The 12,962-nt window shown below is 47.0% G+C and carries 10 protein-coding genes, 2 tRNA genes and 1 riboswitch; of the genes, 7 read left to right on the top strand and 5 right to left on the bottom strand.

The window, feature by feature from the left end:
* Positions 1-18 precede the first annotated feature (18 nt).
* Positions 19-1,785: a DEAD/DEAH box helicase gene (locus M2134_RS10055; protein WP_280751200.1), complete on the bottom strand. Its 1,767-nt coding sequence runs from the start codon at positions 1,783-1,785 to the stop codon at positions 19-21.
* A 117-nt stretch (positions 1,786-1,902) separates the two neighbouring features.
* Positions 1,903-2,958, bottom strand: a complete 1,056-nt coding sequence (locus tag M2134_RS10050) for a tyrosine-protein phosphatase (protein ID WP_280751172.1) — start codon at positions 2,956-2,958, stop codon at positions 1,903-1,905.
* 767 nt (positions 2,959-3,725) lie between these two features.
* Here M2134_RS10050 and M2134_RS10045 point away from each other — a divergent pair.
* On the top strand, positions 3,726-5,138 hold the full coding sequence (locus M2134_RS10045; protein ID WP_280751199.1) for an arylsulfatase: 1,413 nt from the start codon (positions 3,726-3,728) through the stop codon (positions 5,136-5,138).
* Here M2134_RS10045 and M2134_RS10040 read toward each other — a convergent pair.
* Positions 5,113-5,778: a hypothetical protein gene (locus M2134_RS10040; protein WP_280751171.1), complete on the bottom strand. Its 666-nt coding sequence runs from the start codon at positions 5,776-5,778 to the stop codon at positions 5,113-5,115. The two genes, M2134_RS10045 and M2134_RS10040, sit on opposite strands and share 26 nt — an antisense overlap.
* A gap of 84 nt (positions 5,779-5,862) precedes the next feature.
* Positions 5,863-5,963, top strand: a riboswitch (TPP riboswitch).
* An 84-nt stretch (positions 5,964-6,047) separates the two neighbouring features.
* Here M2134_RS10040 and M2134_RS10035 point away from each other — a divergent pair.
* The 6 genes from M2134_RS10035 to M2134_RS10010 all read left to right on the top strand — a co-directional run bounded on the left by M2134_RS10035 (position 6,048) and on the right by M2134_RS10010 (position 11,111).
* Positions 6,048-8,267: a TonB-dependent receptor gene (locus tag M2134_RS10035; RefSeq protein ID WP_280751170.1), complete on the top strand. Its 2,220-nt coding sequence runs from the start codon at positions 6,048-6,050 to the stop codon at positions 8,265-8,267.
* A gap of 2 nt (positions 8,268-8,269) precedes the next feature.
* Positions 8,270-8,857: a nicotinamide riboside transporter PnuC gene (pnuC, locus tag M2134_RS10030; protein WP_280751198.1), complete on the top strand. Its 588-nt coding sequence runs from the start codon at positions 8,270-8,272 to the stop codon at positions 8,855-8,857.
* On the top strand, positions 8,854-9,510 hold the full coding sequence (locus M2134_RS10025) for a thiamine diphosphokinase (RefSeq protein ID WP_280751197.1): 657 nt from the start codon (positions 8,854-8,856) through the stop codon (positions 9,508-9,510). The genes pnuC and M2134_RS10025 overlap by 4 nt, the downstream gene beginning before the upstream one ends.
* Entirely contained in the window at positions 9,507-10,790 is a 1,284-nt protein-coding gene (locus M2134_RS10020; RefSeq protein ID WP_280751169.1) for a DUF4861 domain-containing protein, read from the top strand. Before M2134_RS10025 ends, M2134_RS10020 begins: the two co-directional genes overlap by 4 nt.
* Before the next feature lie 132 nt (positions 10,791-10,922).
* Positions 10,923-10,997, top strand: a tRNA-Val gene (locus M2134_RS10015).
* 39 nt (positions 10,998-11,036) lie between these two features.
* A tRNA-Val gene (locus tag M2134_RS10010) sits at positions 11,037-11,111 on the top strand.
* Between the two features lie 102 nt (positions 11,112-11,213).
* Here the strand turns inward: M2134_RS10010 and M2134_RS10005 are convergent.
* Entirely contained in the window at positions 11,214-12,167 is a 954-nt protein-coding gene (locus M2134_RS10005; RefSeq protein WP_280751168.1) for a nucleotidyl transferase AbiEii/AbiGii toxin family protein, read from the bottom strand.
* Entirely contained in the window at positions 12,160-12,927 is a 768-nt protein-coding gene (locus M2134_RS10000; protein ID WP_280751167.1) for a hypothetical protein, read from the bottom strand. The genes M2134_RS10005 and M2134_RS10000 overlap by 8 nt, the downstream gene beginning before the upstream one ends.
* Positions 12,928-12,962 lie beyond the last annotated feature (35 nt).

Here is a 12,962-nt window from a genome sequence, read left to right as displayed (position 1 = left end):
TATGAAAATGAAAAGAAATTAACGTTTGTAAGATTTCTTCCGCGCTTCTCTTTCCGATGGTGAACGTCTCCAAGGTTTATCGCTGTTTTTGCGCTTGTCGAAACGGTCGTAGAAATGGCCATCGTCACTCCGACCACCTTTTCCTTTGCGGGCATAACTGCCGCCGCCTTTGCGTCCGCCACCCTCGCCTTTGCGTCCTTGCGCAGGCTCAACGGAGATACGCTTTCCGTCGATCTCAAAACCGTTCATGCCGTCCATCACACGCCGGCTTTCCGATTCTTCCACTTCGAAGAAAGAGAAGTTTTCCATCAGATCGATCTTGCCAATGCGCACCTTACCCGGCACACAACGGTTGACCAGTTCGATCAATTGATTCGGATAGAGCCCATCCGCTTTCCCGAAGTTGAGGAAGAAGCGTGTGAATCCCGCTTCCGCGTCAAAAACACGACGTCCGGCATGGCTATTTCGTCCGGAATTTCCCTTTTCATCGTACTCTTTCCGGGGCTGACGCTCGTCGACCTCTTCGATTTCATCGGCGTCACGGTAGTAGTCGAGCATCCGGTTGAACTCCAACGACACCACCCGCTTGATGATATCCTCCTTATCGAGCCATTCCAGCTTGCGATAGATCGAGGGCATCAGGCCTTCAATCTCCTCCTCGTTCACCTTCACCTTTTCGATCTGATCGACCAGGTTCATCAACTGCTTTTCGCAGATCGAGCTTCCGCTTGGGATATTCTCTTTTTCAAACTTTTTATTGATGATGCGTTCGATCTCGCGGATCTTTCCTTTTTCTCTGACATGACAGATCGAGATGGAGATCCCTGTCTTGCCCGCCCGTCCGGTACGTCCGCTACGGTGGGTATAGGATTCGGTCTCATCGGGCAATCCGTAGTTGATCACATGCGTCAGGTCGTCTACGTCCAGTCCGCGTGCAGCCACATCGGTAGCCACCAATAGTTGCAGGTTCTTGATACGGAACTTCTGCATCACATAGTCGCGTTGTTGCTGGCTCAGTTCGCCATGCAATGAATCGGCGTTATAGCCGTCCTGTATCAGCTTGTCGGCAATTTCCTGTGTCTCTTTCCGCGTGCGGCAGAAAATGATCCCGTAGATATTGGGGTAGTAATCGGCAATACGTTTCAGCGCTAAATACTTATCCTGCGCGCGCACCATATAATAGATGTGGCGGATATTCTTATTGCCTTCGTTCTTTTTCCCGATCACGATCTCTTTCGGATTCTTCATGTATTTGCGGGTGATCTGAGCGATCCCCTGCGGCATGGTAGCCGAGAAAAGCAGCATATTACGTGATTCAGGCACCTGTGCCAGGATGGCATTGATGCTTTCGGTGAAGCCCATATTGAGCATCTCGTCGGCCTCATCGAGGATCACGTTTTTGACCATGCCCAGGTCGACTGTTTTGCGTTCCAACAGGTCGAGCAAACGTCCCGGTGTGGCTACTACCACATGCACGCCGCGTTTCAATGTCTTTATCTGGCTATCGATACTCGATCCCCCGTAGACCGGCAATACCTTCAGCTTTTCCATATACTTGGAATAGTCGTTCAGATCGTCGGCAATCTGCAAACAAAGTTCACGTGTGGGGCATAATATCAAAGCTTGTGGATAGAGCTGATCGATTTCTATTTTCTGCAGGATGGGCAACCCGAAAGCGGCTGTTTTACCCGTACCCGTCTGGGCCAATGCGATCACATCGTTATCTTCTCCCAGTAGTAAAGGAATCACTTCCTCCTGTACCGGCATGGGCGATTCGTAACCCATTTCTTGAATTGCCTTCAAAATCGGTGAGGCAACTCCTAATTCTTCAAATGTTTTCAAAAAAATATGATTTATAAATGTCTAGAGGGCGCAAAGGTAGCTAAATTATTCGAATTCACACTAATAAAGCAAAATATCTTTTAGCCGCTCCTGGTCTTTTTCTGAGAAACTGAGTGCCGTTTCTACAAAATTATCAAACGAGGTATAATCCCGCAATATTTTCTGTCGTACGGGCTGCATAAAGAGCTCGTTTACAGAGAGCAGCGTGGTGATCGCCTCCTGCGATTCGAAGCTCAGATTGCGCACCATATAGGCATAGCGCTGCATAATGATGTATTCGTTGGAAGCCAGGTAATCTCTTATCACCGTCTGATCGGGGACATCCAGCAGCTGAAGCAATAGAGAGGAGAGAAAGCCTGTCGCGTCTTTCCCCAGCGAGCAGGAGAAGAGGATCGGATAATTGTCCTTGTCCAGGAACACCTGCAAGGCCCGGGCAAAGGCTTCGTGGTTGTCGGTAATGAATTTTAGGTACATATCCTGCATATAGACCGTTGCGTCGCCTTTGCGCATCTTGCCCTCGCGCAGGAATGGCTCAATATTATCCAGGTTCCCGACGGTCAGGGGCAATGCTACGATCTGCGCCTCCTCGAAGGTGACGGGCGAAGCGTTTATCTCGGCGGCGGTTCTCAGGTCGATAATAGTCTTGATATGCAGATCGCTCATCCGCAAGGAGTCCTGTATGCTTAAACGGCTCACATCGCCCGACCGGTAGACCCTTCCCCAGCGGGTCATTCGCCCTTTTTCTCCCGGGTAACCACCCAGGTCGCGCAGGTTTTGCACACTATCCATCAATACGGAGCGCGCGCCGACAATCTGCGCATGTTTATCGTTGAAGGTAAGACAAAAATACTGGCGCGTCACATTATCGTTGGTGATGTAGGTAGCCACACCCTGACTGATATCCGCGTAAATGGAGGGATCTTTTCGGGCAAACCTATCCGGATTATTTGATACATAGATCTTAGCGACTCCCTCCATAGGAGGTGTCGTTTCCCATTTGATCATATAATTACCAATCCCGTCGCGTAAGCACAAGGTCTGAATTTCCGTCGTGTTGTGCTGGCATCCAACCAGAGTGGCTAACAGAACGAATGATGTAAAAATCTTTTTACTCATAGTATCCTTTGTCCGTGTATTTCTACAAAGATAGCAATTCGGTACGATTCCGGTTTCCTGTTAAGTATTTTTAGGGGATGGAGGGGAGGAACCAGGAGGTATATTCGGGTTTTGGAAGATTTGAAGGAGAAGGGAGAAGGGAGAAGGGAGAAAGGAGAAAGGAGAAAGGAGAAAGGGGTGTCTTCAGATATTGTAAAGTTTGAAGGTTCTAAAGTCCGCAAGGACTTAGATGTGGATAACCCCGTGCAAGCCGCTAAGGCGCAGCTCGGGGTTGATTGTGTCATAGAAACGAGCTCCGTAGGTGCTCAACAGTTGACCTCCTACGGAACTCATGATATATATATTACGTCTACCCCGAGCTGCACCTACGGTTTGCACGGGGTTATCCGGGTTGAAGCCCTTTCGGGCTTTCTAAAACCTTCCCATTTCCTCCGATTTGAAGAAAAACCTGCGTAATCTGCGTTCCCCCTTTCTTATGAAACTCTCAAAATACAAAGTGTAAGCAAAATTGCCATTTTGCTTTACAATATGATACGTTAAAAAGTGTTACTCGCGGGACTAATTTTAAATACCCCTACGTTTTCGGAAAAATTCTCGGGCGATTTTGACAATTTGTAAATCGCTTAGCGAAGCGTAAAGCAAATTGTCAATCGAAGATCGCTTAGCCGAAGGCGTAAAGCAAAAAGACTTTAAGGACCTTAAAAACGAAGAATCATTCGACCATTTTTTCACTATATTTGCATAAAATTCAACGTATCATGAAAGAGATGAAAAAAATAGCCTGGGCTTGTATGCCGCTTGCGGCAACGGCCGCGCTGACTGGTTGTGTGGAGAAAGCACCCGAACAAATGCCCATGAATGTGATCTATATCCTGGCAGATGACCTGGGTTATGGCGACTTAGGTTGCTATGGACAACAGAAAACCAAGACACCTCATCTCGACCGGATGGCTTCCGAAGGTATGCAGTTTACGCAGCATTATGCCGGATGCACCGTGAGTGCGCCCTCCCGTTGTGCGTTGATGACAGGCCTGCACACCGGACACGCGCAGATCCGCGGCAATGTGCGCATCCAACCCGAAGGGCAACAGCCGATGGAGGCGGGCACCTATACGATAGGGCGCCTGATGCAATCGGCCGGGTATACGACCGGTATGTTTGGGAAATGGGGTTTAGGCCATCCGGGATCGGAGTCGGTGCCGACCAAGATGGGCTTCGACCGTTTCTTCGGCTACAACTGTCAGACCCGGGCGCATAGCTATTGGCCCGATCATCTCTGGAGCAATGAGGAACGGGTGGACTATCCGGAGAACGATAATAACGGACGGCAGACCTATGTGCACGATATCATCCACGAACAGGCAAAGGCCTTTATCCGCGACAACAAAGACAAGCCCTTCCTGGCGATGCTGACCTATACCCTGCCGCATGCCGAGATGAACCTGCCGCACGACTCCATTTACGCGATCTACGAAAATGCCTTCGAGGAGGTGCCTTACGAGAAACCGGCCAACGGCACCTATCACTCTTCGGAAAAGCCTTACGCCTCGTTTGCCGCGATGGTCAGCCGCTTGGATATGCATGTGGGTGAGATCATGGCATTGGTAAAAGAACTGGGCATCGATCAACATACCATCGTGATCTTTACCAGCGACAACGGTCCCCACAGCGAAGGGGGCGCCAACCCTGATTATTTCCAAAGCTACGGACCGCTGAAAGGCACCAAACGCGATGTGTACGAAGGCGGTATACGCGTACCGATGATTGCCTGGTGTCCGGGCACGATCGAAGGAGGCGTGAAAAACGATCATGTAGGCGCTTTCTGGGATATGATGCCGACGCTGGCCGAACTGACCGGCACCACCCTACCCGTCGCAACAGATGGCATCTCCCTCTTGCCAACACTCCTATCCAAAGAAGGGCAACAAGAGCACGACTACCTCTACTGGGAATTCCATGAACGCAACGGACGCAAAGCCCTACGCAGTGGCAACTGGAAACTAATACGTCAGCCGATCGTCGGCGAGACCATCGTCGAACTATACGACCTCAGCCAAGACATCCACGAAGACAACAACTTAGCAGAAGCCTATCCCGAGAAAGTAGCCGAACTGGCCCTCCTGATGGACAACGCCCGAGAACCGTCTGCATTGTTTAATTTCGGAGTGAAGAGGGAATAGATGTCAGATCAGAAGTAAAGAAGCTTTCTGTAAGATAAAAAACGGTATCAATAAAGAAGAGGACTTTATTATGCGATAAAACATTCTCGTCGTGCAGGTCTTCAAAAATAATTCCAAGTTCAGGATTATAATAGTCGTTATTTCTGGTGTTTTGAAAGCCGTTAAATGCCAGAAACTGTCTGACAGAGTTCAAGTTTGTAGGTTCGTTAGCTACAATAAAATCCTGTCGAACAACGGCAGACAGGGTATTTTCAATTAGAACAAATCCCATAAAACTGTATGCCGTTGCCGAGAAAAAATAATTATGGATTAAAAGACTGTTCAAATAATCGAGCCATGTTTCGTAGAAAATGGTTCCGTTCGTTTTAATGATTTGGGTATCGTTTAGTCGATAAACCTTTTGTTCAGCACCTTCGGCAACAAAATTCTCTTCAGATATTTTGCCCGAATAAAACAGTTTTTGAGTAGTGGCGAAGTGTATTAAATGCTTTTCTTCTTCTTTTTTGACAAGCTTTTGCTCTTTACTTCCGTAGCCGATTTCCGCATTTCTTCTAAGGAAATTTTGGACGGCTTTGAGTTTGCCTGCATCGCCAACTTGTTCATCTCCGAGAATGATACGTTGTAATTCATTTTTAATCATTTTAATAGTGTAATAAGACAAGCCTCTCTTCACAAAGGTAATAAAAGTATTTGGATTTATCACCTATTTTCCTTTCCTTTGCCCCCGAATAGACAGGGGTGCTTGTGAAAAATTCACAGGCTGAGATTATACCCATAGAACCTGAAGCGGGTAATGCCGTCGTAGGGAAAAAGAATGAAGTGCCGGCCGGGCTTCATGGTATATCCTTCCAAAAACAACACTCCTCTTATTCATTTGATTCGTTTCACTTAAAAAAAGAGCAGAAAAAAATGAAAAGAGTTTTATCTATGATCGCCGCGGTCGTAATGGCGAGTTGTATGTCCGGATACGCTATAGATCCGGTTGATTCCTTGAAAATTGCTAAAGATATCTCGCTGGACGAAGTGATGGTCACGGCTACCCGTGTGACCAAAGAGACACCCGTTGCTTATAGCGAGATCTCGCAGCAGGAGCTGTCGCGTCGCAACGACGGGCAGGGCATTCCTTACCTGATTGCTACCTCACCTTCCGTGATTATGACCTCCGACGCCGGCACAGGCATTGGTTATTCCGGGTTCCGTATTCGCGGTACGGATGCAAACCGTATCAATATTACGGTAAACGGGGTGCCACTGAACGACGCCGAATCGCACGGGGTGTTCTGGGTGAATATGCCCGACTTCGCCTCGTCAGTCGACAATATCCAGATCCAGCGCGGTGCAGGTACTTCGACCAACGGAGCGGCGGCCTTTGGCGCCACGGTCGCTATGCAGACACAAAAGGCCTCGTTGAAGCCCTACGCACAATACTCGTTGTCGGCGGGTTCGTTTGGTACACTCAAGCATACGGTGGAAGGGGGTACGGGACTGTTATATGATCGCTTTGTGATCGATGCCCGCTATTCCGATATCCGCAGTGACGGGTTTATCGACCGCGCCTCGGCTAAGATGAGTTCCTATTTCCTGTCGGCCTCTTATTATGCCGACAACTCCCTGATCCGCTTTCAGACCTTCGGCAGTAGCGAAGCGACCTACCAGGCATGGAACGGGGTGCCCTCCGAGATGCTTTCTACAAATCGGACCTATAACCCCTGTGGCGAATATAAAGAGAATGGCGTAACCAAATATTATGACAACCAGACGGATAACTACTGGCAGCAGCACTATCACCTGATCGCCAACCACCGGATGGGCGATTATTGGAATATGAACGTCACACTCCATTATACACCGGGAGAAGGCTATTATGAAGACTATAAAGCCGGAGCAAAATTCAGTAGCTACAAACTGCCAAGTTTCACCGATTCGGAGGGGAAAGAGGTAAAGAAGAGCGACCTGGTGCGGCGCAAATGGCTGAAGAGTGATTTCTACGGCGGGATATTCGGGATTAATTACCTGAATACCAACCTGCATGCTACCCTGGGTGGAGGCATCAATCGCTTCGTATGCGACCACTTCGGACGGGTGATGTGGATGAAAACCGCTCAGAACCTGCCTCAGCCCGATTATGAATACTACCGGAACCGGGGTGATAAGGTCGACTATAATGTGTATGTCAAAGCGAATTATCGGTTAAGTAAGACATTACACGGTTATCTCGACCTGCAATACCGCGGCATCGATTATACGATCGACGGGAGCGATGACAAGGCAGGTGACAATGTGCATATCGACAAACACTGGGATTTCTTTAACCCGAAAGCGGGGTTGAATTTCCAAAAGAACGGGCATAATGCCTTTGCCTCGTTTGCCATCGCCAACCGGGAGCCCAACCGCGATAACTTCACCGAAGCGGGACCGAACGAACACCCAACGCATGAAACACTCTATGACTACGAACTGGGCTACAGCTATACGCATCCACGCTTCAACGTGGGAGTGAACCTCTATTATATGGATTACAACAATCAATTGATTCTGACCGGAAAGATTAGCGAGATCGGAGAAGCCCTGACAAGCAATATCAAAGACAGCTACCGGGCAGGGATCGAATTGACGGTCGGCGCCAAAATAACCAATTGGCTGGGTTGGAGCGGGAATATGACATTGAGCCGGAATAAAATCCGTCATTTTACGGAGGTGATAGAGAACTATGATGCCAACTGGACACCCATTGCGGGACAGGAGGTGATCGAAAACAACCTGGGAACAACCGATATCGCCTTTTCGCCCGCTACGATTGCCAATAGTATTTTTGATTTCAACTGGAAGAAATTCTCTGCCAGCTTTACCTCTCAATATGTAGGACGGCAATACCTGGATAATACCTCTGCCAAGAGCCGGTCGGTCGATCCCTATTTTGTGAATAGCCTGCGGGTGGGGTACACTTTCACGCCTTCGTTTATGAAAGAGATTGCCTTGGACGTAACAATCAACAACCTGTTCAACGAGAAGTATGAAACCAACGGTTGGGTCTATTCGGCCATGGTCGATGGCGAACGGTATACGGAAGATGGATTATTTACCCAAGCAGGGACACATGCGATGGCGCGCGTAACGTTTAAATTCTAATGATGGAACAAATCCTTGAATACTTTGGTGTTATAACCGGATTGCTTTATCTCCTGCTGGAGATAAAGCAGCACCGGGCGATGTGGGTGGTCGGTTTCCTGACCTCGCTGACCTATGTGTTTGTCTTTTTCTTTGCGAAGGTATATGCCGATATGGGGCTGAATATCTATTATGTGGTGATCAGCATCTATGGTTTTATGCAGTGGAGCCGACAAAAGAATGCCGTGCAGGCGGAAGAGAAAAAAGAGGAATCGATTGTCTACAAGCATATAACTCCCTGGATGTTTGTCGGGGTATTGGTGGCTATCGGCATCCTTTTCTTTCTGATATGGTATGTGTTGGCGCATTATACCGATTCACCCATTCCGGTAGGCGATGCCTTTACGACGGCGGCAAGCATCGTAGCAACCTGGATGCTGGCGAAATGCATCATCGAACACTGGGGATTCTGGATCGTGATCAATCTGGTATCTGTTTATTTATATTGGCTGCGTGACCTCTATCCCACGATGTTTCTTTATCTTTGCTACGCTTTATTGCCCATTATCGGATGGTACACATGGAAAAAGAAAGGAATCAAGGCTGGATGATCGGACAGGCTCCCTGCATCGTGGTGGCCGATGGACTGTTTCCCTCCCTGCCGTTTCTCCCGGATCTATTGCGCGAAGCAAAACGGGTGATTGCCTGTGACGGCGCTGTCGTGACGCTGCTGGCGCATGGGGTGACACCGGATGCGATTGTGGGCGATATGGATAGCATTCCGGAGGAGCTGAAAGAGCGCTTTGCCGATCGCATACACACCTATTCGGAACAGGAGACCAACGACCTGACCAAGGCGGTTCATTTTGCCAAAGAGGCAGGCGAGAAAGAGCTGTTAATCGTGGGGGCAACAGGCCTGCGCGAGGATCATACCTTGGGTAACATCTCGCTATTGGCGGATTACGGCCCCTTATTCGACCGGGTAGAGATGCTGACCGATTGGGGGGTGTTTATGCCTACCAACCGCACAGCGACATTCGACAGCTATCCCGGCCAGCAGGTATCGATCTTTTCCCTTACGCCCGATACGAAAATCACCACGGAAGGACTGCGCTGGCCTTTGCAAGAAAGAGGCTTAAACAGTTGGTGGCAGGGTACACTCAACGAATCCCTGGCAGATCAGTTCACCATCCACCTCTCCTCCCCTGGTCGATTGATCGTATATCGATTGCTTCAATCGTCACAAAATAAAATAAAGATATGAAACACGGACTATTTTTTTTATTAGCATGTATTGTTTGTTCCTGTACCCCCAAAGGGGATACAATTACGTTGGTTAACCCATTGAATCTGGAGCATCCGGATGCTCCCGTTGTGATTGCGCGCGATCAGTTGGCAGAGCAGGCAGCAGGCTTGCTGCCTCTTCTCATCGATAAAGATGGGATGGTAATTCCTTCTCAAACCGACGACCTCGATGGCGACGGACAATGGGATGAGCTTTCCTTTGTTTATTCACTGCCTGCAAACGGAAAGGCGGAGATCAGCCTGACCTGGGCGGAAGAGGGAGAAATGCCCTCCTTTGTGCGACGCACCAATATCCGTTATGGCAAAATGACCAGCCCGGGCAAGGTGGAAGAATTGCAATCGGATTGGCTGGCCAAAGAAAACCTGCCCCGTGGCGAAGGATATCCTTTTCAGATGGATGGGATCGCCTGGGAAAACGATAAAGTAGGATTCCGTCACTATTTTGATGGAAGAGACTGCCGGGATGTGTTTGGCAAACGGGTGACCGATATGGTATTGGATACCGTGGGAATCAAGCCGGACGGATGCCCCGGAGATACCTATCATGTATTGCAGGAATGGGGACGTGATATTCTGAGTGTAGCCACCTCCTTCGGTCCCGGCGGACTGGCGGTGCAAAAAGGGGATAGCCTGATCCGTTTGGGCGTTCGTGCCGGCGTAGTGAACGGCAATGTGGATACGGCCCGTTTTCATATCATCTCGGAAGGGCCGGTCAGAAGTCTGTTCAACCTGGAACATATCGGATGGGATGTGGATGGCGAAAAGGTAAATGTGCAACAGACCGTTACGATCTGGGCCGGAAGCTATGCGTATGAAAACAAAATGACCACCTCTCCGCTGCCTGCCGGATGCGCTATGGTGACCGGATTGGTTCGCAACAACAACCATCAGCCGCTGGTGGAAAAGACTTGGCAAAACCAGCATAGAGGTATGGTTGGCATGGTTACCCATGATAAACAGTCGTATAATAAAGAATATTATATGGGATTGGCTCTGTTGTTGCCCGAAGAACAAGTGGTGGAACTCTATGATATACCTGAAAAAGGCAAAGGCATTGACTATACCTGGTGCGTTAGGATGAAGCCCGACAGCCAAGGCGAATACAACTACAAAGTGTATGGTACCTGGGAGCTGAACGACCCGCGTTTTGCTGACAGAGCGTATTTCCTCGGCCTGATAGATCAGGATGGAGATCGGATGATCAATCCGGTGCAAGTCGCTGTGAATATCCGCAAATAAGAGGCAGTTATTGTTTTTTTTTGTTTGCTGCCTACTTTTTATTTCCAAATGTTTGGCAGCAACAAAAAAAGACCTATCTTTGCACCGTCTTAAGCGAAAGGCAATTATTCATTTTGATGAATTCAAAATTCCGGGCGTTTAGCTCAGCTGGTTCAGAGCATCTGCCTTACAAGCAGAGGGTCGGCGGTTCGAATCCGTCAACGCCCACCCAACGGAATCCATTCAAATTCATCATTACACACATTCGGGCGTTTAGCTCAGCTGGTTCAGAGCATCTGCCTTACAAGCAGAGGGTCGGCGGTTCGAATCCGTCAACGCCCACAAAAAAGTCTGTTAGTCGAAAGATTAACAGACTTTTTTGGTTTCTATACAATTAGGGATAGCCCATCATGGGGAACCCATAATTCAGACATATAAATCCTTCTATTTGTTATTCCTCATCTTCCAAATAGCCATTGGATGATCTTTGATTCGCTCTACAATTTCTGCATCTTCAAACAGTAACTCCGGTCGATAGACATTCTTGTTGAAGTCTTCAATAAACGACTTTTCTTCTTCAGTAAATACCATCAGTTTCATAAGAAAGACTTTCACTTCTACTTTTGCTGATTCAAAGTCAAATCGTTCGCTTTTCTTGAGGACGGGAAGTAAAGAGCTTCTGATTTGTGCAAATTTCAGGTTATCAATACTCTCAAAACTATAACCGCTTGAAGGTTTATCACTTCCTCCTACAGCAAGATAAAATAATACAATTTTGCGGAGTATATCCAGCTCATCAGGATGGATGATATTATACCTCAACATGTTGTGAATATCATACAAATCCCGGGGAGCTTTCCGTTCAATAAGAGCTTTAATTTTACTCCCAAATAGTTCAAGGGTCGAAAGTGTTTTTACTTCAGAGTCAAATTGTAGAAAGTCTATATTCACTTTCTTTTCTACTATTGGCAAGATATGATTTCGCAAAGAGTAGTTTATTTCGACTTTCAGGTTATCTTTATTCCCTCCTGCGTTCTGGAAATAGAACACCCATGAGTCAAGAGAATGCGGACTTTTCATATTAGGACTTAAGGCATATCCTTGCGTAAACATATAGTTCAGAAAATCCTGATTGATATTTTCCCGGATTGTCATCATTTCCTCTCGTGAACACTCTTTGGTAAAGTCCAAGTCGATATCAACCGATAAACGCGGAAGATTAAAAACTGTCAGGTTAATTGCGGTTCCTCCTTTTAATGCCAAATGCTCGGCAAATAACGGGTTTTCATTTAAGTGTTTCAAGATATCACAAAGACGGAACACTTTTTCCAGATTATCCCGGATAAAAGCCGTACCGGAAGCTATTCTCTCCAAATCAGTTTTATTATAATTATACATTGATGCTTCCTCCTTGTTCTAAAAATGAAAGAATATTTTTAGGAGCGTAAAGCTTCCATTCACTAAAATACACATTGGATTCTTGTTGATCTGTCAGATAGCGGATACTTTTCCCAATCTTGGATTTACAAAAATCAAAGAAAGCATCACTTAACTTCATTTCCCTTTGAAAGTAGCCAAGAACAAATCCTGTCTTTTGATAAAGAACCTGTTTATTGAATTGCTTCAAATAGTCTTGTAGTTTATTCTCATTAATATAAGTGATAAGGGCAAAACATGCTATCATTTCTTCCAGTCCGCCACTTCGGTCTATTTGATTAATACAGTCTAAAACAGTACGTTCCAAATCGGTTACTCTGATTAGTGTATCAGCAGGAGGAGTAATAACTCCAGCATCTAATTTCGATTCCGAATAAATATAACTAATCCCATCGTACTCAAAGTTGTTGAACCTCTCTTTGGATGAAACCTGCATTTCATAAAATACCTGATGAGCCAGGCCATGATATTCCAATGCAGCATGATAGGATAGATAAGAAGAAGTATTTATTTGACTGGCTATTTCGTACTTTGAAGCGGAACTGGTTTTTGTAGCCAAATCCGTTGCAACGTAAAGGTCTCGCCTTACTTGTGATATTAATCCTTGCTGTTTATACCTTCGCAAGAGTCCTTTTGCTGCATTTTCGTTGTCAGTCAAGGAAACAATATCTTTTTTATGGAAGATTTTAAGCTTATGAAATTCTTCGATATATTTGTTCATACCCTCTTATTCTATTTTATTTTTCACACAAAGGT

The sequence above is a fragment of the Parabacteroides sp. PM6-13 genome, from assembly GCF_029892605.1.
GTDB lineage: Bacteria > Bacteroidota > Bacteroidia > Bacteroidales > Tannerellaceae > QVMG01.
Note: the sequence above shows the minus strand (reverse complement) of the source record. Positions and strands in the feature narration are given on the sequence as shown.

Excerpts from the sequence above, each read along its gene's own strand:
- M2134_RS10055 (WP_280751200.1), bottom strand. The coding sequence starts at position 1,785 with ATGGGTTACGAATCGCCCATGCCGGTACAGGAGGAAGTGATTCCTTTA.
- M2134_RS10050 (WP_280751172.1), bottom strand. The coding sequence starts at position 2,958 with ATGAGTAAAAAGATTTTTACATCATTCGTTCTGTTAGCCACTCTGGTT.
- M2134_RS10045 (WP_280751199.1), top strand. The coding sequence starts at position 3,726 with ATGAAAAAAATAGCCTGGGCTTGTATGCCGCTTGCGGCAACGGCCGCG.
- M2134_RS10040 (WP_280751171.1), bottom strand. The coding sequence starts at position 5,778 with ATGATTAAAAATGAATTACAACGTATCATTCTCGGAGATGAACAAGTT.
- M2134_RS10035 (WP_280751170.1), top strand. The coding sequence starts at position 6,048 with ATGAAAAGAGTTTTATCTATGATCGCCGCGGTCGTAATGGCGAGTTGT.
- pnuC (WP_280751198.1), top strand. The coding sequence starts at position 8,270 with ATGGAACAAATCCTTGAATACTTTGGTGTTATAACCGGATTGCTTTAT.
- M2134_RS10025 (WP_280751197.1), top strand. The coding sequence starts at position 8,854 with ATGATCGGACAGGCTCCCTGCATCGTGGTGGCCGATGGACTGTTTCCC.
- M2134_RS10020 (WP_280751169.1), top strand. The coding sequence starts at position 9,507 with ATGAAACACGGACTATTTTTTTTATTAGCATGTATTGTTTGTTCCTGT.
- M2134_RS10005 (WP_280751168.1), bottom strand. The coding sequence starts at position 12,167 with ATGTATAATTATAATAAAACTGATTTGGAGAGAATAGCTTCCGGTACG.
- M2134_RS10000 (WP_280751167.1), bottom strand. The coding sequence starts at position 12,927 with ATGAACAAATATATCGAAGAATTTCATAAGCTTAAAATCTTCCATAAA.